Raw genomic sequence first — 25786 nt, 5'->3', positions numbered from 1 at the left:
GTGGGACGCGCTGCGCCGCCTGCCGATGACAGTTCATGCCCTGATTGTGCCGCCGATCATCGTTGTCGCGGCCGGTGCTGCGCGGTATGCGCTCGTCAGCCCTGGTAGTCGGCGACAGTGAACTCGATGGTCCCCGGCTCGGGCACATGCGCCGCACCGATGGTGATGGTCGCCGAGAATTTCCCGATGCCCGGTGCGAACAGGGCGGCCTTGCCGTCGTTCATCCAGTAGCCGGGCCCGTGCGGAGTCTGGGTCTTGCTGCCCGTCGCACCGGTCTCCAGGTTGCGCCAGTTCAGCGTGACCGGCAGCTGGCAGTCGCCGACGCCCCACATGGTCGAGGCCACCGTGAACGCCGCGTGCTCGGGATAGGCGTCGCCATTGACCGACGCCTCGATCTGCGCCACACACAGGCCTTGGGTCAGCGAATAGACCGTCTGGAACTGGCCGCCGTTCACGGCGGCCGCGGGCGCCGCGGTCACCGCCAGCGCGGCTGCGGCCAGGGCGGAGGCCGCCGGAACGGCGAAAGCGAGCTTGCTTGTCATCTTCGACCACCTCGAGGGGCTCGTCATGGATGGGATCACGCTTGCTGCCCGGCGACGCTACCAGCGGACGGGGCGCTGCCATGGCGGATTCGCGACGGTCGCAGTCGCCTTGTCCCGAGGCCGTCCCTCCCGCAATGGGTGCGGGCGTCGATGCCGCGGTGGACACCAGCGGTTGACGAGGCGCCGTCGGCCGAGCAGTTCCACCTCGGCCATCGTCTCCGTTCTCGAGGTGACCGCCGCGACAGACTGTGCCGAACCGGCATGACGGTGGTCGCCTCGCCGGCACCGAGGTTCGGGCCGGGGCACTGGGTAGCATGCGTCGACAGCGCGGCAGATGGACCACGCCGGAAGACCGGGCATGGTGCGCGGGGGACGCGGTCGACCGGCCAGGGGAGAAGTCGATGATGTTGGGCGAGAACCCCGGAGGGGCGGTGGAGGTCGCGGGGAAGCTGGGCGAGGGCGCCGTGCCGTCGAGTGAGAATGCCGTAGCCCTGGGTGCGGAGGGCGTGACCGTCCCCGTGGAGGCCGTCGTGTCGTCGGCTGATGCCGACCGGTCGGAGCGCAGGCCCGAGCTGATCGCGGTGCTGACCGAGATCGCCCGCCGGACAGGGACTTCCGGACCTTCCGCGGTAGTGGCCGACCGGGTGGACGCGCTGGTGATCCGCGTGGGCGACGTCGTCGTCAAGGCGCATCCCGCCGAATCCGATCTCGCCGCCCTGCGCGCTCGGCTGCGCACAGCCGATTCGCCTCACCTGCAATCGGTGACACTGTCCCCGATTCCGGTCGACGGTGAGGTGCTGCTGACATACGCGGGCAGGCCGATCACGGTGTGGCCGTACGGCACCCCGGTAGACCCGGACGACCCCGGTGCCGCGCCATGGGAATCGGCCGCCCAGCTGCTGGCGACCCTGCATGCGGTACCCGTCGACGCCTGCCGCGGCCTGCCCGCCGCCGGTGGCCCGGCCCGGGTGCGCCGGGCGATGCGCCGACTGCACGGCGCAGGCCATGGCGTCGACGCGACGGCGGCGGCGGCGGTGTCGCGGGCTTTCGGCAGCCTCCCCGAATTCGATTGCGCGCCGGTCGCACTCACGCACGGCGATTTCCACCTCGGCCAGCTGGTCCGTCCCGCCGACGGCGACTGGCGGCTGATCGACCTCGACGATCTCGGCCTCGGCGACCCCTCCTGGGATCTCGCCCGCCCCGCCGCCTTCTTCGCCGCGGGCATCCTCGAACCGGACGCCTGGACGCGCTTCCTGTCCGCCTACCGCGCGGCGGGCGGACGCGCTGTCCCACCCGACGGCGACATCTGGCCGGCGCTGGATCTCCCGGCCCGCGCCGTCGTCGTCCAGGCAGCGGCCCTGGCGGTGGCGTCGGGCCGGCCCTTGGACGAGCTGGACACTGCACTCGTCGACACCTGCCTGCGCCTCACCGAAACCCCTGTCCCTGAGCCGATCTCAGCGCCATCGACCACCTGATCGCCCCGCGCACCACGATCCTCGGGAACCGGCCGCGGCCACGCCCCGACGACAGATTGCCGTGTCTGCATGGAATCGGTGAAACCGGTAACGTGACCGGCATGCAGTGTCCGAAATGTCGTGGAATGATGCAGACGTACAACCGCAGCGGGGTGCATATCGAGCAGTGCGGTCACTGCCGGGGGATCTTCCTGGACTATGGCGAGCTCGAGAACCTGACCCGCCTCGAAGCGGGCTACGCTGCCCCGCCGCCGCCTCCGCCCGCCGCCCCGGCCCCCGCGTGGGGCGCGCCCGCACCGCACTACCGCCACGGACACCACTACCAGCACCGCGGCTTCGGCAAAATGCTGTTCTCCTCCTGAGATCCCCGCGAGCAGCGCCTCATCCGCTGCTCGCGCAGCACAATTCATCGCCCGGATCGCGATCACCGTCAGGTCCCGCGGTCCGGGCGACAGGTCCTAACTCGTCAAGCACCCCGGGCCGAGCAGCGCCTTCAGATCGCCCATCAATGCCGAAGACGGCGAAACCCGCAGGCTGTCATCCAGTTTCAGCAGCGTCGTCTTGTCGCGGGCGCCGACGTGCCGCAGGTGTACGTCGGAGGTGCCCGGGTGGCTGGACAGCACACGCTTGAGCGCCGAGACCTTTTCCGGGGTGCACATGCGGGTCGGGATGGTGACGGCGAGCGGTTTGGCGACGCCGATGGCGGACAGGTCCGGCACGGCAAGATCGTTGGCGATCAACGAGATCCGGTCGTCGCGCACCGACACCCGCGCCTTCACCAGCACCACCGCGTCCTCGACGACGTCCATGCCGTACACCGAGTACGCCTGCGGGAAGAACAGCACCTCCACACCACCGGTGAGGTCTTCGAGCTGCGCCGACGCCCAGGCCAGGCCGTTCTTGTTGATGCGGCGGTTCACCGAGGCCAGGATGCCGCCGATGGTGACCTGCTGGCCGTCCTTGACCTCACCTTCCAGGATGGTCGGGATCGGGGTATCCACTTGGGCGGCGAGCACATGCTCCACGCCGTTGAGCGGATGCCCGGAGACGTACAGGCCGAGCATCTCGCGCTCCAGGGCGAGCTTGTGCTTGGTCTCCCATTCCTCGTCGGGCACCTTCACGTTGAACACCGACGACACCGAATCGTCGTCGTCCATGCCGCCGAACAGGTCGAACTGACCCATCGCCTCGGCCTTCTTGGTCGACATCACCGCGTCGATGGCGTCGGAATGGATCAGCATCAGGCCCTTGCGCGGATGCCCGAGTGAATCGAAGGCGCCTGCCTTGATGAGGGATTCGGTGACCTTCTTGGTGCAGGCGATGGCGTCGATCTTGTTCAGGTAGTCGGAGAAATCGGTGAACTTCGATTTTTCCTTACGGGCGGCGATGATCGAGGACACCACGTTCGCGCCGACATTGCGCACCGCGCCGAGCCCGAAGCGGATGTCGGTACCCACCGAGGCGAAGTTCTGTTCGGATTCGTTGACGTCGGGCGGCAGCACGGTGATGCCGAGCTTGCGGCAATCCGACAGGTAGATCGCGGCCTTGTCCTTGTCGTCGCCGACGGAGGTGAGCAGGCCCGCCATGTATTCGGCCGGATAGTTGGCCTTGAGGTAGGCGGTCCAGAACGAGACCAGGCCGTAGCCGGCGGCATGGGATTTGTTGAACGCGTATCCGGCGAACGGCAGAATCGTGTCCCACAGCGCCTTGATGGCGGGCTTGGAGAAACCGTTGTCCAGCATGCCCTTTTCGAAGCCCTCGAATTCGGCTTCCAGGACCTCGGCCTTCTTCTTACCCATGGCGCGGCGCAGAATATCGGCTCGGCCGAGGGAATACCCGGCCACCTTCTGCGCGATCTGCATGATCTGTTCCTGATAGACGATCAGGCCGTAGGTGTCGGCCAGGATCTCCTTCAGCGGCTCCTCGAGCTCCGGATGGATCGGCTTGACCTCTTGGCGCCCGTTCTTGCGGTCGGCGTAATCGTTGTGCGCGTTCATGCCCATCGGGCCGGGGCGATACAGCGCGAGCACGGCCACGATGTCTTCGAAGCCGGTGGGCTGCATGCGGCGCAGCAGATCGCGCATGGCGCTGCCGTCGAGCTGGAACACGCCGAGGGTGTCGCCGCGCGCCAGCAGCTCGTAGGTGGGCGGATCGTCGAGCGGCAGATGATCCATATCCAGATCGATGCCGCGGTTGGCCTTGATGTTGTCGAGCGCGTCACCGATGACGGTGAGGTTGCGCAGGCCGAGGAAGTCCATCTTCAGCAGGCCGATGGCCTCACACGACGGATAGTCCCAGCCGGTGATGATGGCGCCGTCCTGGGCCCGCTTCCACACCGGGATGGCGTCGGTGAGCGGTTCGGAGGACATGATGACCGCGCAGGCGTGCACACCGGCGTTGCGGATCAGGCCCTCCAGTCCGCGCGCGGTCTCGTAGATCTTGGCGATGTCGGGGTTGCTGTTGATGAGTTCACGGACCTCGGCGGCTTCCTTGTAGCGCTCGTGGTCCGGGTCGGTGATGCCGGACACCGAGATGTCCTTGGCCATGATCGGCGGCGGCAGCGCCTTGGTGATCTGGTCGGCGATGGCGAAGCCGGGCTGGCCGAACAGCACCCGCGCGGAGTCCTTGATCGCGGCCTTGGTCTTGATGGTGCCGAAGGTGATGACCTGCGCGACCCGATCGCTGCCCCATTTCTCGGTGGCGTAGCGGACCATCTCACCGCGGCGGCGATCGTCGAAGTCGATATCGATATCGGGCATCGAGACGCGCTCGGGGTTGAGGAATCGCTCGAACAGCAGTCCGTGCGGGATGGGGTCGATATTGGTGATGCCCATGGCGTAGGCCACCAGCGAACCGGCGGCCGAACCACGGCCGGGGCCGACCCGGATGCCGACCTCGAGCGCGTGGTTGATCAGGTCGCCGACGACGAGGAAGTAGGCCGGGAAGCCCATCTCGCAGATGACGCTGAGCTCGTATTCGGCGCGGCTGATGTATTCGGGCGGCACCCCGTCGGGGAAGCGGCGCTCGAGGCCACGCATGACCTCTTTGTGCAGCCAGCTGGCCTGCGTCTCGCCCTCGGGCACCGGGAAGACCGGCATCCGGTCACGGTGTTGCCACACGTCGTCGTAGGACTGCACGCGCTCACCGATGAGCACGGTGTTGTCGCAGGCGCCGGGTACCTCGGCGTCCCAGATGGCGCGCATCTCGGCGGCGGATTTGAGGTAGTAGCCATCACCGTCGAATTTGAACCGGGTGGGGTCCGACAGCGTCTTGCCGGTCTGAATGCACAGCAGCGCTTCGTGATTGGTGGACTGGTCTTTGGTGACGTAGTGGCAGTCGTTGGTGGCCAGCGGCGGGATGCCGAGCTTCTTGCTGATGTCGAGCAGGCCCTCGCGCACCCGGCGTTCGATGGACAGGCCGTGGTCCATCACCTCCAGGAAGAAGTTCTCCGGCCCGAAGATCTCCTGCCACTTGGCGGCGGCTTCCAGCGCTTCGCGCTCGTGGCCGAGGCGCAGCCTGGTCTGCACCTCGCCGGACGGGCAGCCGGTGGTGGCGATGATGCCCTCGGCGTACTGGGCGATGAGTTCTTCGTCCATGCGCGCCCACTTGCCGAGCTGGCCCTCGATGGAGGCCAGCGACGACAGTTTGAACAGGTTGCGCAGGCCGGTCGCGTTCTCGGCGACCATCGTCATATGGGTATAGGCGCCGGAGCCGGAGACGTCGTCGCCCTTCTGGCTCGGATCGCCCCACTGCACGCGCTTGGTGTCGAACCGGGAGCCGGGCGCGATATAGGCCTCGATGCCGATGATCGGCTTGATGCCCGCCTTCTTGGCGGAGTTGTAGAACTCCGAGGCGCCGTACATGTTGCCGTGGTCGGTCATCCCGACCGCCGTCATGCCCAACCGGTTGGCCTCGGCGAACAGCGGCGAGATCTTGGCCGCGCCGTCCAGCATCGAGTACTCGGTGTGGTTGTGCAGGTGAACGAACGATCCGGACGAGTCGGCCAAGACGGTCCTTCCTCCCAAGGTCTCGACGGGGGTTGGCGGATCAGATTCTAGGCCGGGGGGCCGACAGTATTTCCGAGGCTCTCCGGCGGGGAGACCGACGTCGCACCCCGCTCGGCGTGTCGCCGGAGGCGGGGCCGTCGGCGCGTCGCGAACGGGACACGGCGCGCCTGAGACACCCCCGCGGCGCCTACCGATGCCGCCGGTCTACCTATCGGCGCATCCTCGGTCCGTCCGACCGTGCAGTGTGGCCCGGTCATGGCTTCGACGCCGGTCTATCAGGGGAGCTCCACCGTTGCACATCCCACCCGAATCCCTTCGTGCCGGACAGTGCCCGGTGCCCCATCACAGCTCACCGGTGCATACCGATCACGACCGGGTCCGGCTCTACACGCCCGAGTTCGCCACCGATCCACACCGGGCCTACCGGGAGATGCGCGACCGATACGGGTCGATCGTGCCGGTGGAGCTGGCGCCGGGGGTGCCGGCGACGCTGGTGGTCGGCTATCGGGTCGCGGTGCGGATCCTGCACGACCCGGACCATTTCCCGGCCGATCCGCGCGCCTGGCAGCGGCGTATCGATCCCGGCTGCCCGGTGTTGCCGATCCTGGCCTGGCGGCCCAACGCCCTGCGCAGCGCGGGCGTCGAGCACGAGCGCTACCGGCGCGCGGCCACCGCGGGCATCGACGGTGTCGATCTGCACCGGCTGCACGACACGGTGGAACGGATCGCGATCGCGCTGATCGATACGTTCCGCGGCACCGGCGCCGCCGATCTGCTGCGCGACTACGCCGCGCCGCTGGCGTTCCAGGCGATCAACGCGCTGCTGGGGTGCCCGCCGGAGATCGGCAACGAGATCGCGACGGCCACCGCGGCCATCTTCGAGGGCGTCGACACCGCACAGGCCGATCTGCGGCTGGCCGCGGCGATGCTGCGGCTGATCGAAGACAAGCGCGCCGAACCCGGCGACGACATCACCTCCCGGCTGATCGCGCATCCGGCGGCGTTCACCGACGAGGAGCTCATCCATCAGCTCGGCATCCTCTATGGCGCGGGCACCGAGCCGACGCTGAACCTGATCACCAACTCGCTGCTGCTGATGCTCACCGACGAACGCTTCGCCGGCAGCATGCTCGACGGCAGCCTCTCCACCCGCGACGCCCTCGACGAGGTGCTGTTCCACGATCCGCCGATGGCCAACTTCAGCGTCACCTATCCGCGCCAGCCCGTCCTGATCGACAACACCTGGCTGCCCGCCGACCAGCCGGTGGTGATCGGGCTCGCCGCGTGCAACAACGATCCCGAGATCGGCGCGGGTCCGGTCACCGGCAACCGGTCGCATCTGGCATGGGGCGCGGGCCCGCATGCCTGTCCGGCCAGGGATGTGGCGTCCCTGATCGCGCAGGATGCCGTCGACCAGTTGCTCGACGCGCTGCCCGAGCTGCGGCTGGCCGTACCGGTGCCGGAATTGTCCTGGCGGCCAGGGCCTTTCCATCGGGCCCTGGCCGCGCTGCCGGTCGTCTTTCCCGCATCCCCTTCGTGACAGCCGACCGGCCGAGGGCTCAGGACAGGGCCGCGGCCAGCTGCGACATATTCGCCGGGACGATGAAGGTCTCGGCGAACAGGTCGGCCAGCCTGGAGTCGTACTGGGCGGCGTCCATGAGCTTTTGCAATGCGGCCGGCGGGTCCAGCAGGGTCATCGTCCACAGCGCGGCCGGTCGGGCGATATCGGTGAGCCAGGGCTTGGCCGCCGCGGCCATCCACGTCGCGTCGAAGCCGTCGCCGGGGCTGTCGAGCACCGCCGCGGCGTAATAGGCGGCGCACTGGGCGGCGCTGTTGGCGCCTTGGGCGCCACCGGGATCCATCCGGCAGACGACATCGCCGCCGCCGAGCACCGGCTGCCCGGAGGGCAGCGTGCCGACCGGGTGACGCAGCGCCGGGATCACCGCGCCGGCGATCGTCGCGCCGGCGTCGGTCAGTTCGGCGTCACGGAAACGCGCGGCCAGAGCTGCCGGGAAGTGCCGGTCGAGCAGGTCGAGCGCGGTGCGCAGCCGCTCGGCCGGGGTGCCTGCCGCATCGAATACGTCCAGGCCGCCGCCAGGATGCGCCTCGAACATCAGGGTGTGGCAGCGCCGTTCCCGGCCCGGCGCGCCGGTCAGTGCGGCCGTGGAGACCACTTCACCGAGTCCGGGCAGCGCGACGTACATGCCGAGGCCCTCGGGGTCGGGCTCGACGCCGTCCAGATACAGCGCGGCCAGCCTGCGCACGGGCTGGTTCGGCAGGGTGAGCGTGGTGTCGGCGGGGAAGCACGCGGCCAGTTCCCGCGAGGCGCGGGCGACCACGGTGAGGTCCTGAGCCCCGGCTCGGCGGTCGAGTTCGGTCAGTGGCAGATCGGCGATCTCGACCCGTCCGCCCTCGGCCTCGACATCGCCGAGCCAGCGTGCGAAGACGGTGCGCTGGTCGACGCTGCGGGCCGGTCCGGTGGTGAACCGCCCGGCCCAGCCGGCGACCGCCGTGCGATCGACGGCCATGGTGAACCGGATGCCCGCGATGGCGGGGGCGGTCGAGGCCCAGTGGTCGAGCCCGGCCGCCGATTCGAGCGCAACGGTCCGCGCGAACTTGACCTGGGTGCTGGTCACGGTGCCCGCCAGCACCGCATCGGCGTCGCGGTCGGTGACCAGGGTGAGCTCATGCCCGCCGCGCAGCAGCCGTAGCGCCAACGGCAGGCCGCACTCGCCGGCGCCGATCACCTGAATCTGTGCCATCTGCGGATCCTTCCGGAATCGAATCGTGGTTACCGGGCAAATGCTCGGCGGATAGGTAGGCGTGCGGCATCGGTAGCCGATGCGTCACCGTTCGTCTGCCCGGCCGTCGTCGCGTCGCGGCGGATGCGTGGCCGCCCACCGGATCGCCGCGGGCACCGCACCCGCGGCGCCCGAGGCCAACGCCGTGCAGTAGGCCGCCGGGCGCCACCGGTCATCCGGGCGCGGCCGGTCCCGGCCCGGGTCGCTGGTCGTCATGTCCACAACCGCCGGCACGGCAGCGCGGGCAGGCCGTATTGCAGGTGATGGTCGATCGTCACCACCACCCCGGCGGCCGCGGCCGCGGCGGCGAAGCGCTGGGCGACGCCGCGATCGTCCTGATAGTTCAATTCGATGGGCGGATCGGCGAAGCGCACGCGAATCCGGCACGGGTCCTGGCATGGGGCGCCCTGATCCGCCGCGTGGTCATGGTTGTCCCGCAGAGGCGTCATCTGACACTGTCCTGACACTGTCGTATTCGTGCCGTTCGTCCCGGGCACCGCCGGATGCCTTGGGCGGCAAGTAGACCCACGAGCCTGCGCCTATAGGTAGGTTTCGCGCATCCGTGGTCGCTAACGGGCGTGCGTGCCGGGCGCGGCCGCTATGCTGCACCACTGTGACGGCCAGATCTCCGCGCACCGGTGCTCCGCCAGCGACCACCAGCGATTTCATCGGCCGCGAGCGGGAACTGGAGCGGATCGGCACCCTGCTGCTGGGCTCGGCCCGGCTCATCACCTTGATCGGCGCGGGTGGTATCGGCAAGACCAGGCTGGCCACCGAGGCGGTACACCGATTCCACAAGGCCAAGCGGGTGCCGGTGCACTGGGTCCGGCTGGCCCGGTTGTCCCGCGACGCCGACGCCGACGCGGTCGAGGAGGAACTGGCCCAGGCGCTGGTGCACGACGATTTCTCCGGGCGTCCGGCCTGGGACGCGCTCGTCGACACCCTCGCGCGCACCGATGCCGTCGGGCGCACACTGCAAACGATTCTGGTGATGGACAACTGCGAGCACGTCCTCGACGGTGCGGGCAGCGTCATCGCGGATCTGATCGGCGCGGTGCCCGGCCTCACCGTCGTATCGACCAGCCGTGAGGCCATCGGATGGGTCGACGAGCACCTGGTGCCGGTGGGCTCGCTGACCCCGGAGCAGGCGTTGACGCTGTTCTGCGGCCGGGCCGAGCTCACCGGGCACACTGTCGCGAGCGACGCGGATCGCCGAGCGGCCGAGGAGATCTGCCGCCGGGTGCACAACCATCCGCTGTCGATCCAGCTGGCCGCGGCCCGGCTGCGCAAACAACCGCTGTCGATGATCCTGCGCGACCTCACCGGTGAGGCCTCCGACCGTAGGTTGGGTTGGTCGCCGGGGCACCGGGTCGGCACCGACGGCAGGCATCAGGGCATTCGCGATGTCATCGCCTGGTCCTATGACCTGTGCCACGACAAGGAGCGGCTGCTGTTCGAGCGGCTGTCGGTATTCGCCGCTGGCTACGACGCCGACCCCGGCGATACCGGCGCACGCGATATCGGCGCCGACCTCGAGGCCATCGAAGCGGTCTGCTCCGACGACGACTCCGACGCGAGCCCCGACGGTATCGCCCGCGCGGAGGTCGAGGGCCTGCTGGAGCGGCTGGTCGACCAATCACTGGTCTCGGTGCACCTGACCGCCGACGCGGTGCGGTATTCGCTGCTGGAGAGTTTCCGGGTGTTCGCCCAGCAGCGGCTGCGCGAACGCGATGGTGAGCAGGCGGCTCGGTTCAGCGCCCGCCACCGCCGCTACTACCGCGACAAGGTCGTGCAGGCGCGCGAGCAGTGGCTCGGGCCCGGCGAGCAGCAGGTACTGGATTGGGCCCGCGCCGGCTGGGACAACCTGCTGTGCGCGATCGACACCGCGCTCGCCACCCCCGGTGAGGCCGCGATCGGCCTGGAGATCGTGGTCGGGCTGATCGCTGTCCGGGTGCCGTTCTTCAAGGGTTCGCTGCGCGAGTCGCGGCATCTGGCCGAGCGGGCGCTGGCCGCCACCCGCGACCTCGACCCGCAGCCGGTCGAATTGCAGGTGACGGCGCTGGCCATGATCGGCTGGATCAGCCTGTGCCAGGGCATTCCCGCCGACGCGCAGCGTCTGCTCGACGAATGCATCGCGTCCTGCCTGGGTCCCGATGCCGTGGCGCGCGCGCACCGCGACCCCGGCCGCGATCTCGGATTGCCCGCACCGGTCGAATTCACCTGGGGCAACCAGCTGATGCTCGTACACAACGACGCCAGTGCGATCGAGGTGCTCGAGCGGGCCCGCCGCAAGTTCCTCGCCGCCGGCGACCCTGGTGCGGCGTCGATGAGCGAAATGTTCGAGATCCTCGCCACCGGGTTCACCGGCGAGCCCGCGCAGGCCCATGCATCCGCTCGCCGCCACCTCGACGCGGCCCGCCGGTCCGGGGCCGGCTGGGAGATCTCCTGGGCCGAACTCGCCTGGGCGCTCGCCCTGATCAAGAACAGCGAGACGGAGACGGCGCTGACCACCGTGCGCACCACCCTCGCCAACCAGCTCGCCATGCGCGACCGATGGGGCGTGGTGTGGGCGGTGCACATGTACTCGTGGGTGCTGGCGCGCAAGATCACCGACGCGCAGACATCCTCAACCGCGGCATCGCGGGGATCGGCTGCGCCACAGCGAGACTGGGCGTTGGAGATCGCGCGGATTCTCGGTGGTGCTGCCACCCTGCGGCGGCGGCTCGGCGTCGAGCTGCGCGACCTCGGCCCCTTCCGGCTGGAGACCGAGCAGGCCGCGCGGGCCGCGCGCGCGGTGCTCGGTGAGGCCGCGTTCACCGCCGCCGAACGCGAGGGCGCGATGCTGCGCCCGGAACTCGACGAGGTGGCCCAGCTGGCCCTCGGCACGCTGTCGCTGGACGCGCTGCCGGTGCGGCATCCGGTCCGGCGGCACCGGCCGACCCGCTGGCAGGAGTTGTCGGCGGCCGAACAGGATGTGGCGACGCTGGCCGCGGCGGGCTGGACCAATACCGCGATCGCCGCCCGCCGCGGGAGCTCGTTCAAGACCGTCGACGCGCAGATGGCCGCGATCTTCCAGAAGCTCACCATCGGCTCCCGCGACGACATCATCGCCCTGGTGCCCGCCGAGCACCGCGCCACCGTCGCCGAGGAGGCGGCGCGGCGCCCCGGCACCCCACGGAAACGGGAGCCGCGGCCGCCGGGCACCTGAGCCGCGCCCGGACGGTTACCCGGGCGCGGCGTCGTGCGGCGCGTATCAGACGCGGACCGGTGCCTGTTCCACAGCGGGCGTGCGCACCTGCTCGCCGAGCCGGGCGGTGACCTCGCGCCGCTGCACCGCCGCCACGCAGCCCACCAACCCCAATGCCAGCACACCCAGCGCCGCGCCGATCCACGCCGTCGCCGGATAACCGAACCCGGCGGTGAGCGCCAGCCCGCCCAGCCACGGTCCCGCGGTGATCCCGACATTGAACGCCGAGGTGTTCACCGCCGCCGCCATCGTCGGTGCCTCGGGGGCGAGGGCGAACACCCGGGAGTTCAGCACCGGGTTGGTGCCGAAACCGAACGCGCCCAACGCTAGTGCGAGCACCACCATCGGCGCGATATGGGCGGCGGCCACTGCGATCAGCGCCGAGGTGACGATCAACCCGGTGACGCCGACGGTGAGCGTGCGCATCGGGTACCGGTCGGCTACCCGGCCGCCGACGACGATGCCGAGCAACGCGCCGGCACCGTATCCGGCCAGGACCGCAGGCACCCAGGACTCGTCCAGCCGGGTGGTCTCGGTGAGCATGGCGCCCAGATAGGAGAAGGTCACCAGCAGCGCACCGGTCGCCACGGCCGTCATGGCGTAGGACAACCACAGCCGGGGCCGGACCATGGCGGCGAGTTCGCTGCGCACCCGCGGGGTCCGGGTGGGACGCCCGCCGGGGACCTTCGCCAGTACTCCGATCATGGCCGGCGCGGACAGGATCGCGACCGCCCAGAAGGCGGCCCGCCAGCCGAAATGCTGCCCGATGACGGTGCCGAGGGGCAGTCCGACCACCGTGGCCACGGTCAAGCCGCCCGCTACCACGCTCATCGCCCGCCCGCGCATGTTCACCGGCACCAGTCCGATGGCGGTGGCGGCCGCGACCGCCCAGAACCCGGCGTAGACGAAGGCCGCGACGACGCGGGTGCCGAACACCACCCAGTAGTCGGTGGCCAGCGCGCCGACGATGTGCGCGGCGATGAAGACCGCGAGGAACACCAGCAGGGCGGTGCGCCGCGACCAGCGCAGGGTCAGCACCGCCAGCACCGGCGCACCCGCGAGCATGCCGAGGGCGAAGGCCGAGATCAGCAGTCCCGCACGGGGAACCGAGACACCGAGGTCGGCCGACATCTCGGTGAGCAATCCGGCGAGCATGAGCTCTGAGGTGCCCTGGGCGAAGATCGAGAGACCCAGGATGTAGATGGCTACGGGCACGGGAAACCTTCCATTGTTTTGAATTGATCGGTCCAAAATGTGGGCAGCGCAAAGGTCGGCTCGAAAGCCGCTGGGATGTGGGTTACAGGGCGTCGAGCGCGGTGGTGGCGATGGCCGCGCGTTCGGCTCGATCGGCGCCGCCGCGCGCCGCCACCTGGAGCCCGCCGATGGTGGCGATCACGAACAGGGCGAGGGTGCGGGCGTCCTTGTCGCGGCCGATCTCACCGTCGCGTTGCCCGCGTTCGATGACGGCGGTGAGCAGCTCGAGCCGATACCGTTGATCGGCGCGAAGTTTCGCGGCCACCTCCGCGTCGCGGGGGCCGAGCTCGACGGTCGAATTCACCACCAGACAGCCGATCGGATCGTCGTCGGGGGCGTCGACGACGATCCACAGCAGGGTTCGCAGCTTCTCCAGCGCCGGGGTGTCGGCGTCGAGTACCTGCTCGGTGGCGGCGTTCTTGACTGCCATATAGCGGTCGAGCGCGCGCTCGAACAGGTCGTGCTTGCTGGTGAAGGTGTTGTAGATGCTGCTGCGGCCCAGCCCGGTCGCCGCGCAGAGATCCTGGGTGGAGGTGGCCTCGTACCCCGCGGACCAGAACGCGCGCATCGCCGCGTCGACCGCCGCGTCCTCGTCGAAGCCTCGTGGTCGCGCCATGGGACAACCGTAGCAGTTTTGGACCGATCAATACAAATGTTGCGGGCGGCAGCGGTACAGACGGTGCCCGGTGCGCTAGGGCGAGACCGCGACCCCGATCGTCTGCGCCACCATGAACTTCGGCCACCCGCCGTAGAAGACGTCGACATCGCGGATCTCGAACCCGGCGCGCTCGATCAGCCCGCGGATATCGCGGTTCAGATTGCAGCCACCGGCGACCGCGTTCTGGATCGGATTGAGCCGGTGCTGCCAGGCCTGCACCTTCGCGTCCGGTGCGAGCCCGTGCTCGACGAAATGCAGCGTGCCGCCGGGCACCAGCACCCGGCGCACTTCTGCGAGTGCGGCGTCGATATCAGGGATGGTGCACATGGTCCAGGTGGAGACCGCCGCGTCGAAACTGTTGTCGGCGAAGGGCAGTGACTGGCCGTCCAACCCGGCGCGTTCGATCGGCACCGTCGCCGCGGCGACGCGTTTCCCGGCGAGTTTCCAGCCGAGGTCGGCCGGTTCCACCGCGCTCACCGACCGCACCGCCTGCGGATAGAACGGCACGTTCAGACCCGATCCGAACCCGATCTCGACCACCCGGCCGGACAGCCCGCCACACACCTGCGCGCGCAGCTTGTCATTGGCCTTGATGCCGCACGCGACCTCGACGAGCCGGGGGACGACCTGATCGTTGTAGATACCCACGGCCTCCACTGTGTCAGCAACCACACCGGCACACCAGTGCCGCGCCGGGCTGCCCGGGGCGGCGGGCCGTGCGATGCTGGCGCGGTGACCGTGTTCGAGGTGTGGGCGCCGACGCCGGAGCTGGTGCGCCTGGACGTCGACGACGTCGTCCATCCGATGACGCGCGCGCCCGGCGGCTGGTGGCGCGCGGATGTGGCCGCCGCACCGGCCGCCCGCTACGGCTACCTGCTCGACGACGACCCGGTCGTGCTGCCCGATCCGCGCTCACCGCGTCAGCCCGAGGGTGTCCACGCCCGCTCGGCACTGCACCGCATGGACCCCGAGGCCCGAGACACCGACTGGACCGGCAGGCCGCTCGCCGGCGCGGTGTTCTACGAACTGCACATCGGCACCTTCACGGCCGCGGGCACCTTCGATGCCGCGATCGAACGTCTCGATCATCTGGTGCGCCTCGGGGTGACCGTGGTGGAGCTGATGCCGGTCAATGCCTTCGACGGTCCGCGCAACTGGGGCTACGACGGAGTGCTCTGGTACGCGGTGCACGAGCCGTACGGCGGGCCGGACGGGCTGCGCCGCTTCGTGCGGGCCTGCCACGCGCGCGGTCTGGCCGTGGCACTGGATGTGGTCTACAACCATCTCGGCCCGGTGGGCAATTACCTGCCGCGCTTCGGCCCCTATCTGACCGAGCAGCGCAACACCTGGGGGCAGCGGCTGAATCTGGACGGCCAGGGATCGGACGAGGTGCGTCGCTACCTCATCGACAACGCGTTGCGCTGGTTCCGCGACTTCCACATCGACGCCCTGCGCCTGGACGCGGTGCACGCGCTGGCCGACACCACCGCCACCCACCTGCTCACCCAACTGGCCGCCGAAACCGAGCGCCTGGCCGCATACCTGGGCCGTCCGCTGACCTTGATCGCCGAGAGCGACCTCAACGATCCACGACTGATCACCCCGCGCGCGGCGGGCGGTCACGGCCTGGCCGGGCAGTGGAACGACGACCTGCACCACGCCATCCACGCCGCCGTCTCGGGTGAACGGCAGGGCTACTACGTCGATTTCGGTTCCCTGGCGTGCCTGGCGCGGACCTGGGCGCACGGGTTCTTCCATGCCGCAACGTATTCCACCTTCCGCGGCCGCACCCACGGCCGCCCGCTGGACCGTGCCGCGCTGCCCGCCTCGGCGCTACTGGCCTACACCTGCACCCACGATCAGATCGGCAACCGCGCGCTCGGCGACCGTCCCGGCGCCTACCTGTCCGACGGTCAGCTCGCGGTGAAGGCGGCGCTGGTGCTGTTCTCGCCGTACACGCCGATGCTGTTCATGGGGGAGGAGTGGGGTGCGAGCACGCCGTTCCAGTTCTTCACCTCGCACACCGATCCCGAGGTCGGCGCGGCCACCGCCGCCGGGCGGCGGGCCGAGTTCGCCGAACACGGCTGGTCCACCGACGACGTCCCGGATCCGCAGGATCCGGCGACCTTCGCACGCTCGACGCTGGACTGGACCGAACTCGGCATGCCCACCCACGCCCGGCTGCTCGACTGCTATCGCGCGCTGATCGTCCTGCGCCGCAGCCGTCCGGAGATCACCGACGGGTGGGCGTGCGACGGCGCTATCGACTACGACGAGGACGCCGGCTGGATCGTCATCCGCCGCGGCGCGCTGGCCCTGGCGTGCAATCTGTCCGCCGACCAGGTGACGGTGCCCGCGGCCGGAGCCGTACTGCTCAGCTGGGGCACACCGGCCCGGCGTGCGGGCATGACGGGACTGAGCGGCCATTCCTTCGTGGTCCTCGACACGAGCCGCAGTGCTCCGGATCGCTGAACCAGCGCAGGATCCGGCGGCGCTCGGATCGCGCGCGGCAGCTCAGGTCAGGTACCGGTAGGCCGGTGAGTCCGGCTCCAGCCGCTCGCACTGAATCGGCGAGGCCTCGATCCGCGCCAGCAACGATTCCAGCTCCTCCGGCGCGCCGAGTTCGATACCCACCAGCGCCGCCCCGGTCTCGCGGTTGTTGCGTTTGACGTATTCGAACAGGGTGATGTCGTCGTCGGGTCCGAGAACCTCGTCGAGGAAGCGGCGCAGCGCGCCCGGCTCCTGCGGGAAGTCCACCAGGAAGTAATGCTTGAGCCCCTGATGCACCAGGGACCGTTCGATCACCTCGCCGTAGCGGGAGACGTCGTTGTTGCCGCCGGACACCAGGCACACCACAGTCGACCCCGGTGCGATCTCGAGCCCGGCCAGCGCGGTCACCGCGAGCGCGCCCGCGGGTTCGGCGATGATGCCCTCGTTCTGGTACAGGTCCAGCATGGCGGTGCAGATGGCGCCCTCGTCGACCTGCATCATCCGGAACGACCCCGCCCCCGACGGTGACTCCGTCGCCACCAGCAACGGCAGCGAACCGTGCGTGACCACCCGGCCGCCGAAGCCGGACACCGCCGCGTACGGCACATCGCCGATCCGGCGCACCGCCGCGCCGTCGACGAACGGGTCGATCTCGGGCAGGGTCACCGGGCCACCGGCCACCAGCGCCGCCGTCATCGAGGCCGCGCCCGCCGGTTCGACGCCGAGGATCGCGGTCTGCGGAGACCGCTCACGCAGGTAGGTGCCGATGCCGGCGAGGCAGCCGCCGCCACCCACCGGAACGACCACCAGGTCCGGGGTGCGGCCGAGCTGTTCCAGGATCTCCGCGGCGATGGTGCCCTGCCCGGCGGCGGTGCGCGTGTCGTCGAAGGGCGGCACCATCGTCGCGCCGGTGCGCGCCACATCGGCGGCGGCGGCCGCCGCGGCGGCATCGTAGGTCTCGCCGACCGCGATCAATTCCACGAACTCACCGCCGTGGGTGCGGATGCGGTCGCGCTTCTGCTTCGGCGTGGTGGTCGGCACGTAGATGCGGCCGACGATGCCCATGGCCTTACAGGCGAAGGCCACGCCCTGCGCATGGTTGCCCGCGCTGGCGGTGACCACGCCCGCGGCGCGTTCGCTCGCGCTGAGCTGGACCACCAGGTTGTAGGCGCCGCGCAGTTTGTAGGAGCGCACCACGGTGAGGTCTTCGCGCTTGAGGTACACCTGCGCGCCGGTGAGCTGGGACAACCGCGGGCACAGTTGCAGCGGGGTCGGCTCGATGATGTCGGCGATTCGCTTCGCGGCCGCGTCGATCTCGTCCGCGTTCAACGGCGGACGGGTGGGCAGTTCTGCGAGGACATCGACCGGATCCGACACCCGAATATCGTGCCACCCGCCGCGGGCGGCTGCTGCGGCGGGTGGTCGGCGAGTGTGCGAAACGATCAGCGCGGGGTCAGGACGAAGACCGGGATCTCGCGGGTGGTTTTCTTCTGGTATTCGGCGTAGTCGGGCCAGACCGCGACCGCGCGCTCCCACCACAGCGTCTTCTCCGCGCCGACGACCTCGCGGGCGGTGTAATCCTTGGTCACCGTCCCGTCGCGCAGTTCGACGTGCGGATCGGCCTTGATGTTGTAGTACCAGACCGGATGTTTGGGCGCCCCGCCCAGCGAGGCGACGACCGCGTACTCGCCGTCGTGCTCGACCCGCATCAACGGCGTCTTGCGCAGCTTGCCGGTTTTCGCGCCGCGGGTGGTGAGCAGCACGACGGGCACGCCGTTGAGCGTGGTGCCCTTCTCGCCGCCGGAGTTCTCGTAGGTCTCGGTCTGCTTGCGGGCCCAGTCGGAGGTGCTCGGTGCGTATTCCCCTGTAAGTGGCATGACTGCGGAAACAGTTCGGGACCGTGCCGTTGTTCCCGCGCCCTCGAAAGGCCCCGGCAACCGGCGGCTGTGGCGCCCGCGACAAAAAGTTCGCTGGCCCTAACTTTGCTGTCCGGTATACCCTGAAGACATGACCGCGTCCTACCCCGAACTTCGCGCCGCGAGCCGTCCCCTACCGGCCCGCCCGGCCGCGATCGACCTCGCGGGTAGCGCTTGGCCGGTCTACAAGCTGGAAGCGCTCGCCGCGGGTCTGGCGACGCTGCTGGCGCTCGCCCTGATCGTCGGCTCCGCGCAGGTCGCGGTACTCGCCGCCGCCGCGGTGGGCAGCCTGGTGTGGATCGCCGGGCTGATCCGAGCGCGCTAGCCGCTCGGTTCACTCCGGCCCCAGCGGCAGTCCGGCCAACTGCCCGCGTGACACCACCCCGAGCTTCGGATACGCCTTGTAGAGGTGATGGCCGACGGTGCGCGGGCTGAGCACCAGCTGCGCGGCGATCTCCCGATTCGACATGCCCTGCGCGGCCAACCGCACGATCTGCAGTTCCTGCGGTGTCAAACTCGCCGCGAGCCCGTGTGCGGGCCGGCTCGACGCACCGACGCCGAGCGCGGCGAGTTCGGTGTGTGCCCGCTGCGCCCATGGCGCGAACCCGAGCCGATCGAAGGTCTCGGCGGCGGATTCGAGCAGGGTGCGCGCCTCGGTCTTGCGTTTGTCGCGGCGCAGCCACTCGCCGAACAGCAGTTGCGTGCGTGCGGTGTCGAAGGGGTGGCCGACGGGTGCGAGCGCGGCGCGGAAGTGGTGTTCGGCGGTCGCATCCGGTGTGGTGAGTGCGCGGGCCCGGTGGTCGAGTGCGCCGATCCAGCCGGCGCCGGTGGCCTGCGCCCACGCCGTCAGCCTGTCGCGGGCGTCGGCCGCCTGCTGTGCCGCATCGGCGCGCACCGCCGCCTCCACCAGATCCGCCAGCACCCGCAGCCCGATCACCTGATGACGCGCCGGTTCGACGGTGAGCGCCGTCAGCCGCGACAACGCACCGTCCACCCGGCCGAAACCCAGATCGAGCAGGCCGAGCGCGGCGTGCGTCCAGGTCGCGCCCGCCGCCTCCGGGCCGCCCAGCTCGTCGGCCAGGGCTGTGCCGACCAGTTCGGCACATTCGCGCTCGGCACCTTCGAGTGCGCCGAGGTAGGCGAGAAACCCGCACAGCTGGCTGACCCAGTGGCCATTGCCGATGTCCTCGGCGATCCGCAGCCCTTCGGCCGCCGCGATCCGTGATTCCCGTGGCCTGCCGAGGAACAGTTCGGCTTCGGCGCGGAAGAACAGCAGCGGTGGCAGCAGCGCGATCCGGCCTTGTTCGCGGCACTGTGCCAGCAGCGTCCTGGCGAGTTCACCCACTTGCTCATCCGCGCCGACGACCAGGCCTGCGCCGCACATCTGCACCAGATCGCGCGGGCTGTCGGCGCCATTGCGTACCGCGGCCGCCGCCGCGGTACGCAGATCGGTTCGCGGGGTCGTCGAGGGCAGGGCCGATCCCCGCGGGGCGTCGAGGAGGGCGGCGAGCAGATAGTCGATGATCGGCGCCATCGGGTCGGCCGCGGGCAACCTCAGGGCGCGCACTCGCCCGGCGACCTCGGCGAGTTCCTCGGCCCCGACGTACCAGGCGGCGTGCACGGCCTGAGCCAGAATGCGTGCGGCCCGTGACGGATCGGCGGTGGCGTCGGCGGCCCGCGACAGCAACTCGTGTGCGGTCCGTGGGCGACCGGCACCGAATTCGGCGGCGCCGCGCACCGAGTCGAGTCGCGCGGTCACCGATTCGTCGCAGCCATGTGCCGCGGCGCGTTCGGCCAGTAGCCGGGCCCGGTCGAAGTGCCCGGCCTCCACGGCGGTTTCGGAGGCGAGCAGCAGCCTGCGTACTCGCGCTTCGGCGTCGGTACTCAGATCCGCGGCGCGCTCGTAGGCCGCGACCGCGCCGTGGTGGCCGCTGCGTACGCGGGCCCGTTCGGCGGTCGCCTCCAATGCGGCCGCTGTGGATTCCTCCGGTCCGGTCGTGGCGGCGGCCAGATGCCAGGCGCGCAGGTCGGCATCCTGCGGCGCGGTCGACACGTCGGCGAGCGCGCGATGGGCTTCCAGTCGCCGGCTCAGTCCCGCGCCCTGGTACACCGCCGAGCGCAGCAGCGGATGCCGGAACACGAGAGTGCTCCCGTCGCTGTGCACGAGCCCGGCATCCTCGGCCGGCCGCAGATCACCGACCCGGGCGCCAAGTGTTTCGGCCGCCCGCAGCACCATCGCCAGCTCCGCCGTGTGCGCGGCGGCCGCCACCAGCAGTAACGTCGACGTGGCTGGCGGCAGCCCGCTGATCTGGCCGTGAAACGCCATCCGCAGCCGGTCGGTGATCGGCAGTGGATTCGGGCCTGCCCCTGGCGCTTCGGCCGCCAGCAGTGCGGGCAATTCCAGCAATGCCAGCGGATTTCCCGCGGCCTCGGTGAGCAGCCGGTAGCGCAGCACCGGCGCGAGGTCGGGTGCGGTGCTGTCGATCAGGGCGGCGGCGTCCTCCTGCCGCAAACCGGTCAACCGGAGTTCTGGAAGGCCCGGCGCCGGAAAGTCGGAAGCGCCTGCGCGGGTGGCGAACAGCATCACCACACCCTCGGCGTCGAGCCTGCGCGCGGCGAACAACAGCGCCTCGGCGGTGGCACGGTCGAGCCAGTGCGCGTCATCGATCAGGCACAGCAGCGGTCCGTCCGCGGATTCCTCGGCCAGCAGCGTCAGCACGGCCAGACCGATCAGCATCCGATCGCCCGGGTCGCGCGGCGCCAGCCCGAACGCACCGCGCAGTGCGTCGCGCTGCTGCTCGGGCAGCCGGTCCACCAACGCCATACCCGGCCGCACCAGCATGTGCAGTCCCGCGAACGGCAGCTCCGCCTCGGACTCGATGCCCGCGCTGCGCGCCGCCGGAATACCTTGCGCCGCCGCATAATCCAGCAGCGCTGTCTTCCCGATACCGGCCTCCCCGCGCAACACGAGTGCCCCGCTGCGCCCGGCCCGCGCCGCATCGAGCAGCCGGTCGATCTCGGCTTGTTCGGCTTCGCGTCCATGCAGCATGGGGCAACGGTAGCGTCCCTCGTCGCGCCGGTGCCCGCAGTCGGGTTCACCGTTCGGCGGCGCGGCGCACGTGCCCGTCGCCGTCCCGCGCTGGACCTCAGCGCCGCAAGCTCACTTCTTGCTGCACCCGTGACAGCTTCTCCGGATTACGCACCGAGTACAGCCCGGTGATCAGCCCGTCGTCGATGCGCACCGCGATGACGGTGTCGATCTCGCCGTCCAGCCGCAGGATCAGCGCCGGATACCCGTTGATCCGCGCCGCCTCCATCGACCGCGCGGCGAGATTGCCCAGCCCGGCCGCCAGCAGTCCGGCCACCGCCTCGGCTCCCACGATGGGCGCCGATGCGGCACGCGCGATCCCGCCGCCGTCGCCGAGGAACACCACCTCCGGCGCGAGAATGTCGAGCAGGCCCTGTAATTCGCCGGTCTCGACCGCGTGCTGAAACGCCGCCAGCGCCCCGCGGGTCTCGGTGTCGGACACTGCTCCGCGCGGCCGGCGAGCCGCGACATGCGCCCGCGCCCGATAGGCGAGCTGGCGCACGGCCGTGGGGCTGCGGTCCACGGCCTCGCCGATCTCCTCGTAACTCAGATCGAACACCTCGCGCAGCACGAACACCGCCCGTTCGATCGGTGCCAGGGTCTCCAGCACCAGCAGCATCGCCATGGAGACACTCTCGGCCAGCGCCACGTCCTCGGCCACGTCCGGTGTGGTCAACAGCGGCTCCGGTAGCCACGGGCCGACGTAGGACTCCTTGCGCCGTCCGAGCGTGCGCAGCCGGTCCAGCGATTGCCGGGTGGTGATGCGCACCAGGTAGGCCCGCTGATCGCGCACCGCGCCGAGGTCGACGCCCGCCCACCGCAGCCAGGTCTCCTGGAGGACGTCTTCGGCGTCGGCGGCCGAGCCCAGCATTTCGTAGGCGACGGTGAACAGCAGATCGCGATGCGCGACGAACGCCGCGGTGGCCGGGTCCGCCGTGTGGTGGGTGTTCGCTGCGGCCATTGCTGTGCTCCTGTTCTCCTCGGTTGTCACCCACAAGACGCCGGACGTGGCCGTCGCGTAACACCATGCGGTAGTGGCGCACCTCACTCGTTCGCGCCGTTACGCCGATCCGGGAGCGTTCGTCTCATGGTCGTTCCCATCCAGTGACACCAGTGAGGACCACACCATGGAACCCCGTTTCGACCTGAACGCCAACGAACTCGGCGCCAAGATCGGCAAGCGTTTCGCCAACACCAGCATGGCGATCATGGGCTCGACGCTGCCGAAATCCCTGATCGAACTGGTGGAGTTGCGAGCCAGCCAGATCAACGGCTGCGGCTACTGCGTCGACGCGCACGCCAAGGAGCTGGCCGCCGCCGGTGAACCCGCGGTCCGGATCAACCTGGTCGCCGCCTGGCGCGAATCCACCGTGTTCACCGACGCCGAACGCGCCGCGCTGGCCTTCGCCGAGGAGGGCACCCGCCTCGCCGACGCGAATCACGGCGTGTCCGACCAGACCTGGGCCCAGGTGCGCGAGCACTTCGACGACGATCAGATCGCCGCCATGGTGTATCTGGTCGCCATGATCAACGCCGCCAACCGATTGCTGGTCATCACCCGCACCAAGGGCGGTTCCTACGAGGCGGGCGCATTCGCCGCCGCGAGCTGAGGGCGCGACGAGCCGGGTCGTCGGGCGCGGTCGGCCCGGTTGAGCCCCGGGATAGGCGCGCGCCGATGGCCCCAGACGCCGACCGCTCGCCTCGAGCCCCGTCGACACCTCGCACGACGAGGCAGCCGAGCACTGCACTGCGACCGGACGCGAAGTGCAGCGCGCAACAGGAGGTCAGGGCCGGATCGACCTATCGTCGCCGGCACGGCCGCTCGCCTCCGGCGCGACGAAAGCCCCGGCCGCCGCCGCGCGCGCCGCACTGTCCGCGACCCGCTCGGCCAGCCCCGGATCGGCCGGTGTCCGCATCAGCACCAACAGGTGGTACAGCGGCGCCGTCGCCGCGATCAGCAGCTCCCGCGCATCGGTCCCGGCGGGAATCTCCCCGCGCGCCACCGCCCGTTCGACGACGATCTCCGACTGCCCGTAGCGCTGCTCCCACAGTTGTCGCAGCGCGCGGGCCGCTTCCTCCGACCGAAACGACACCGCGATCAGCGCGCCGGCGATCGAGGGCTGTTCGGTCAGCGACGCCTGGATCTCCTCGTTGAGCGCGGCGAGATCCCCGCGTAGCGAGCCGGTGTCGCGGGGCTGCCAGTCGATATCGGCCGCGGCGGCGAACACATCGGCGATCAAGCCGCCCACATCGCGCCAGCGCCGGTACACCGTCGCGCGATGGACCCCGGCGCGGGCGGCGACGGTGTCGATGGTGATCGCGTCATAGCCGTGTTCGGTCAGCTCGGCGTGCACGGCCTCGAGGACCTGGGTGCGGATACGGGCGGTCCGGCCGCCGGGCCGGGGCCGGGGAGTGCTGGTGGGCGGATCGTTGTCCGGTGCGGAATTCATCGTCGGTCATCCGATGCTTGACGGAACGGGTCTGGGCTGTCATCCTATTACGACAGTTGTCGCACTAGTGAGGTACTTGCCGATGCTCATTCGAAGTGTTCACCCGTCCCAGCGGTCCGTCACGGCCGCCTCGACCTCGAATGCTTCGGAGTGTGTGCATGCCAACTCAGATCACCGCGCTGGCGGTCACCAAGTCCTTCCACGGGCGCGTCGTTCTCGACGAGATCAGCTGCTCGCTCGGCGCGGGTGAGCGCACCGGCATCATCGGCGAGAACGGGTCGGGCAAATCCACCCTGCTGCGCCTGTTCGCCGGGGTCGAGCGCCCCGACCGGGGTGAGATCGTCGTCCACTCCGACGGTGACGTCGGCTATCTCGCCCAAGATGAGCAGCTGCCACCACACCTGACGGTCCAGCAGGTCGTCGACCGTGCCATGAGCGAACTGCGTGCCATCGAGCACCGCATGCGCGGGCTCGAATCCGCCATGGCCACCGGCGACGACGCCGCGATGACCGAATACGGCGAGCTGATGACCGTCTTCGAACTGCGCGGCGGCTACGACGCCGACGCCCGCCTCGAACAGGCGTTGCACGGCCTCGGTCTCGGGCTGGTGTCGCGCTCGCGTGCCGTCGGCGGCCTCTCCGGCGGCGAACAGGTGCGTCTGCGCCTGGCCGCCCTGCTGGCCGCGGCACCGGAGGTGCTGCTGCTCGACGAGCCGACCAACCATCTCGACGACGACGCCCTCACCTGGCTCGAGGATCACCTGCGCACCCGCCGCGGCACCACCGTGGCGGTCTCCCATGACCGGGTTTTCCTGGATCGGGTCGCGACCGGCTTGCTCGAGGTCGACGCCGACCGCCGCCGGGTGGTGCGCCACGGCAACGGCTACCGCGGTTTCCTCGCCGCGAAGACGGCGGCCCGGCAGCGCTGGGAGCAGTCCTACGCGCAATGGCAGAGCGACGTCGCCCGGCAGCGGGAGGCCGCCGCGACCACCGCGCGTCGGGTCGCGCCGGGACGGGTGATGCGCGACAACAACAAGATGGCCTACGACCGGGCGGGCGGCCGCGTCCAGCAGTCGCTGGCGAGCCGCGTCCGCAATGCCGAGGAGCGGCTGCGGCGTCTGCTCGACGACCCGGTGCCGCCGCCCCCGCAACCGCTGCGCTTCACGCCGAGCGTGCGGGGCGGTGCGGTCCGCGGCGCGGTGCTCGCGGCCACCGACGTCCTGGTCGAGGGCCGCCTCGGCCGGACCGGCCTGACCCTCGCCGCCGGTGACCGGCTACTGATCACCGGCCCCAACGGCGCGGGCAAATCCACTCTGCTGCGGGTACTCGCCGGTGAACGCGCCCCGGATGCGGGCACGGTCGTGCGGCGCGGCCGAATCGGCTACCTCGCCCAGCAACCACCGGCGCCGAGGCCGGGGGAGACCCTGCTCGCGGCGTTCGCCCGCGGCCGCGGCGCACCGGATCGGCAGGCGGAACGGTTGCTCTCGCTCGGCCTGTTCGACCGTGCCCAGCTCACCGCCCGCGTCGCCGAACTGTCCACCGGGCAACGCCAACGCCTCGCGCTGGCCCGCCTGGTGAGCGAGCCGACCGACGCGCTGCTGCTCGACGAGCCCACCAACCACCTCTCACCCGGGCTCGTCGAGGAATTGGAGGCGGCGCTCGCCGACTATCCCGGCGCGCTGGTGATCGTCAGCCATGACCGGCGGCTGCGTCAGCGCTGGCGCGGCGCACACCTCGAGCTGGGTGCCGTGCCTGCGGTCGTATGAGCACGGCCGAGCGCCGGGCAATGGCGGCGCGAGCACGGCTGCGCTTCGCCGACCTCGGAGGTCGCAGCCTGCTAAGCGGACATCCTCGGAGA

Annotated in this window: 21 protein-coding genes; 8 read left to right on the top strand and 13 right to left on the bottom strand. The window is 70.2% G+C overall.

Annotated features, from left to right (window positions below):
• Nucleotides 1–95: 95 nt before the first annotated feature.
• Entirely contained in the window at nucleotides 96–542 is a 447-nt protein-coding gene (locus tag AC4HOU_RS20025) for a hypothetical protein (protein WP_163815796.1), read from the bottom strand.
• 401 nt (nucleotides 543–943) lie between these two features.
• On the opposite strand from AC4HOU_RS20025, the gene AC4HOU_RS20020 reads away from it, so the two are divergent.
• Together AC4HOU_RS20020 and AC4HOU_RS20015 are read left to right on the top strand one after the other, a co-directional pair.
• Nucleotides 944–2017, top strand: a complete 1074-nt coding sequence (locus AC4HOU_RS20020; RefSeq protein WP_490724925.1) for a phosphotransferase — start codon at nucleotides 944–946, stop codon at nucleotides 2015–2017.
• Nucleotides 2018–2118: 101 nt separating this feature from the next.
• A complete protein-coding gene (locus AC4HOU_RS20015) occupies nucleotides 2119–2379 on the top strand; it encodes a TFIIB-type zinc ribbon-containing protein (RefSeq protein ID WP_081597243.1) in 261 nt (86 codons plus the stop codon).
• Between the two features lie 96 nt (nucleotides 2380–2475).
• On the opposite strand, the gene dnaE is transcribed toward AC4HOU_RS20015, so the two are convergent.
• The gene (gene dnaE / locus AC4HOU_RS20010) at nucleotides 2476–6024 is read right to left on the bottom strand and encodes a DNA polymerase III subunit alpha (RefSeq protein ID WP_163815794.1); all 3549 of its coding nucleotides are present in this window, start codon (nucleotides 6022–6024) and stop codon (nucleotides 2476–2478) included.
• A gap of 292 nt (nucleotides 6025–6316) precedes the next feature.
• Between dnaE and AC4HOU_RS20005 the strand changes: the two genes are divergently transcribed.
• Nucleotides 6317–7564 carry a cytochrome P450 family protein gene (locus AC4HOU_RS20005; protein WP_490724924.1) on the top strand — a complete coding sequence of 416 codons (1248 nt, stop codon included), beginning with the start codon at nucleotides 6317–6319 and terminating at the stop codon, nucleotides 7562–7564.
• A gap of 19 nt (nucleotides 7565–7583) precedes the next feature.
• Here the strand turns inward: AC4HOU_RS20005 and AC4HOU_RS20000 are convergent, their stop codons facing one another.
• The 3 genes from AC4HOU_RS20000 to AC4HOU_RS19990 all read right to left on the bottom strand — a co-directional run bounded on the left by AC4HOU_RS20000 (nucleotide 7584) and on the right by AC4HOU_RS19990 (nucleotide 9274).
• Nucleotides 7584–8786, bottom strand: coding sequence for a styrene monooxygenase/indole monooxygenase family protein (locus tag AC4HOU_RS20000; RefSeq protein ID WP_163815789.1), 1203 nt, complete (start codon nucleotides 8784–8786; stop codon nucleotides 7584–7586).
• Nucleotides 8787–8870: 84 nt separating this feature from the next.
• Nucleotides 8871–9041 (bottom strand): hypothetical protein, encoded by a 171-nt coding sequence (locus AC4HOU_RS19995; protein ID WP_163815787.1) that lies wholly within the window; start codon nucleotides 9039–9041, stop codon nucleotides 8871–8873.
• Nucleotides 9038–9274, bottom strand: a complete 237-nt coding sequence (locus AC4HOU_RS19990) for a hypothetical protein (RefSeq protein ID WP_163815785.1) — start codon at nucleotides 9272–9274, stop codon at nucleotides 9038–9040. The genes AC4HOU_RS19995 and AC4HOU_RS19990 overlap by 4 nt, the downstream gene beginning before the upstream one ends.
• 164 nt (nucleotides 9275–9438) lie before the next feature.
• Here AC4HOU_RS19990 and AC4HOU_RS19985 point away from each other — a divergent pair, with 164 nt between their 5' ends.
• On the top strand, nucleotides 9439–12033 hold the full coding sequence (locus tag AC4HOU_RS19985; protein ID WP_490724923.1) for a helix-turn-helix transcriptional regulator: 2595 nt from the start codon (nucleotides 9439–9441) through the stop codon (nucleotides 12031–12033).
• Between the two features lie 45 nt (nucleotides 12034–12078).
• Here AC4HOU_RS19985 and AC4HOU_RS19980 read toward each other — a convergent pair whose 3' ends face one another.
• The 3 genes from AC4HOU_RS19980 to AC4HOU_RS19970 form a co-directional block, all read right to left on the bottom strand.
• Nucleotides 12079–13287, bottom strand: a complete 1209-nt coding sequence (locus AC4HOU_RS19980) for a Cmx/CmrA family chloramphenicol efflux MFS transporter (RefSeq protein ID WP_490724922.1) — start codon at nucleotides 13285–13287, stop codon at nucleotides 12079–12081.
• Nucleotides 13288–13369: 82 nt separating this feature from the next.
• Nucleotides 13370–13942, bottom strand: coding sequence for a TetR/AcrR family transcriptional regulator (locus AC4HOU_RS19975; protein WP_195007287.1), 573 nt, complete (start codon nucleotides 13940–13942; stop codon nucleotides 13370–13372).
• Nucleotides 13943–14017: 75 nt separating this feature from the next.
• The gene (locus AC4HOU_RS19970; protein WP_163815779.1) at nucleotides 14018–14632 is read right to left on the bottom strand and encodes a class I SAM-dependent methyltransferase; all 615 of its coding nucleotides are present in this window, start codon (nucleotides 14630–14632) and stop codon (nucleotides 14018–14020) included.
• 84 nt (nucleotides 14633–14716) lie between these two features.
• On the opposite strand from AC4HOU_RS19970, the gene treZ reads away from it, so the two are divergent.
• Nucleotides 14717–16456: a malto-oligosyltrehalose trehalohydrolase gene (gene treZ / locus AC4HOU_RS19965; RefSeq protein WP_195021059.1), complete on the top strand. Its 1740-nt coding sequence runs from the start codon at nucleotides 14717–14719 to the stop codon at nucleotides 16454–16456.
• Between the two features lie 42 nt (nucleotides 16457–16498).
• Here the strand turns inward: treZ and ilvA are convergent, their stop codons facing one another.
• On the bottom strand, nucleotides 16499–17851 hold the full coding sequence (gene ilvA, locus AC4HOU_RS19960; RefSeq protein ID WP_195007289.1) for a threonine ammonia-lyase IlvA: 1353 nt from the start codon (nucleotides 17849–17851) through the stop codon (nucleotides 16499–16501).
• A gap of 65 nt (nucleotides 17852–17916) precedes the next feature.
• Nucleotides 17917–18351, bottom strand: coding sequence for a nitroreductase family deazaflavin-dependent oxidoreductase (locus AC4HOU_RS19955; RefSeq protein WP_195021058.1), 435 nt, complete (start codon nucleotides 18349–18351; stop codon nucleotides 17917–17919).
• A gap of 130 nt (nucleotides 18352–18481) precedes the next feature.
• Here AC4HOU_RS19955 and AC4HOU_RS19950 point away from each other — a divergent pair, with 130 nt between their 5' ends.
• Nucleotides 18482–18715 (top strand): hypothetical protein, encoded by a 234-nt coding sequence (locus tag AC4HOU_RS19950; protein WP_163815771.1) that lies wholly within the window; start codon nucleotides 18482–18484, stop codon nucleotides 18713–18715.
• 9 nt (nucleotides 18716–18724) lie between these two features.
• On the opposite strand, the gene AC4HOU_RS19945 is transcribed toward AC4HOU_RS19950, so the two are convergent.
• Together AC4HOU_RS19945 and AC4HOU_RS19940 are read right to left on the bottom strand one after the other, a co-directional pair.
• Complete coding sequence (locus AC4HOU_RS19945) at nucleotides 18725–21439, bottom strand: LuxR family transcriptional regulator (RefSeq protein WP_195021057.1); 2715 nt, start codon at nucleotides 21437–21439, stop codon at nucleotides 18725–18727.
• A gap of 97 nt (nucleotides 21440–21536) precedes the next feature.
• Nucleotides 21537–22439, bottom strand: a complete 903-nt coding sequence (locus AC4HOU_RS19940) for an RNA polymerase sigma-70 factor (protein ID WP_195021056.1) — start codon at nucleotides 22437–22439, stop codon at nucleotides 21537–21539.
• A gap of 166 nt (nucleotides 22440–22605) precedes the next feature.
• Here AC4HOU_RS19940 and AC4HOU_RS19935 point away from each other — a divergent pair, with 166 nt between their 5' ends.
• Nucleotides 22606–23088: a carboxymuconolactone decarboxylase family protein gene (locus tag AC4HOU_RS19935; RefSeq protein WP_195007291.1), complete on the top strand. Its 483-nt coding sequence runs from the start codon at nucleotides 22606–22608 to the stop codon at nucleotides 23086–23088.
• A 174-nt stretch (nucleotides 23089–23262) separates the two neighbouring features.
• On the opposite strand, the gene AC4HOU_RS19930 is transcribed toward AC4HOU_RS19935, so the two are convergent.
• Nucleotides 23263–23928 carry a TetR/AcrR family transcriptional regulator gene (locus tag AC4HOU_RS19930; RefSeq protein WP_195021055.1) on the bottom strand — a complete coding sequence of 222 codons (666 nt, stop codon included), beginning with the start codon at nucleotides 23926–23928 and terminating at the stop codon, nucleotides 23263–23265.
• Between the two features lie 158 nt (nucleotides 23929–24086).
• On the opposite strand from AC4HOU_RS19930, the gene abc-f reads away from it, so the two are divergent.
• On the top strand, nucleotides 24087–25694 hold the full coding sequence (abc-f, locus tag AC4HOU_RS19925; RefSeq protein WP_194989818.1) for a ribosomal protection-like ABC-F family protein: 1608 nt from the start codon (nucleotides 24087–24089) through the stop codon (nucleotides 25692–25694).
• Nucleotides 25695–25786 lie beyond the last annotated feature (92 nt).

Source organism: Nocardia sp. JCM 38205, assembly GCF_058222935.1.
This window is presented reverse-complemented; position numbering and strand designations above follow the sequence as displayed.

Excerpts from the sequence above, each read along its gene's own strand:
- AC4HOU_RS19930 (WP_195021055.1), bottom strand. The coding sequence starts at position 23,928 with ATGAATTCCGCACCGGACAACGATCCGCCCACCAGCACTCCCCGGCCC.
- abc-f (WP_194989818.1), top strand. The coding sequence starts at position 24,087 with ATGCCAACTCAGATCACCGCGCTGGCGGTCACCAAGTCCTTCCACGGG.
- AC4HOU_RS19990 (WP_163815785.1), bottom strand. The coding sequence starts at position 9,274 with ATGACGCCTCTGCGGGACAACCATGACCACGCGGCGGATCAGGGCGCC.
- AC4HOU_RS20020 (WP_490724925.1), top strand. The coding sequence starts at position 944 with ATGATGTTGGGCGAGAACCCCGGAGGGGCGGTGGAGGTCGCGGGGAAG.
- AC4HOU_RS19935 (WP_195007291.1), top strand. The coding sequence starts at position 22,606 with ATGGAACCCCGTTTCGACCTGAACGCCAACGAACTCGGCGCCAAGATC.
- AC4HOU_RS19955 (WP_195021058.1), bottom strand. The coding sequence starts at position 18,351 with ATGCCACTTACAGGGGAATACGCACCGAGCACCTCCGACTGGGCCCGC.
- AC4HOU_RS19995 (WP_163815787.1), bottom strand. The coding sequence starts at position 9,041 with ATGACGACCAGCGACCCGGGCCGGGACCGGCCGCGCCCGGATGACCGG.
- AC4HOU_RS19950 (WP_163815771.1), top strand. The coding sequence starts at position 18,482 with ATGACCGCGTCCTACCCCGAACTTCGCGCCGCGAGCCGTCCCCTACCG.
- AC4HOU_RS19975 (WP_195007287.1), bottom strand. The coding sequence starts at position 13,942 with ATGGCGCGACCACGAGGCTTCGACGAGGACGCGGCGGTCGACGCGGCG.
- AC4HOU_RS20025 (WP_163815796.1), bottom strand. The coding sequence starts at position 542 with ATGACAAGCAAGCTCGCTTTCGCCGTTCCGGCGGCCTCCGCCCTGGCC.
- AC4HOU_RS19945 (WP_195021057.1), bottom strand. The coding sequence starts at position 21,439 with ATGCTGCATGGACGCGAAGCCGAACAAGCCGAGATCGACCGGCTGCTC.
- AC4HOU_RS20015 (WP_081597243.1), top strand. The coding sequence starts at position 2,119 with ATGCAGTGTCCGAAATGTCGTGGAATGATGCAGACGTACAACCGCAGC.
- AC4HOU_RS19940 (WP_195021056.1), bottom strand. The coding sequence starts at position 22,439 with ATGGCCGCAGCGAACACCCACCACACGGCGGACCCGGCCACCGCGGCG.
- AC4HOU_RS20000 (WP_163815789.1), bottom strand. The coding sequence starts at position 8,786 with ATGGCACAGATTCAGGTGATCGGCGCCGGCGAGTGCGGCCTGCCGTTG.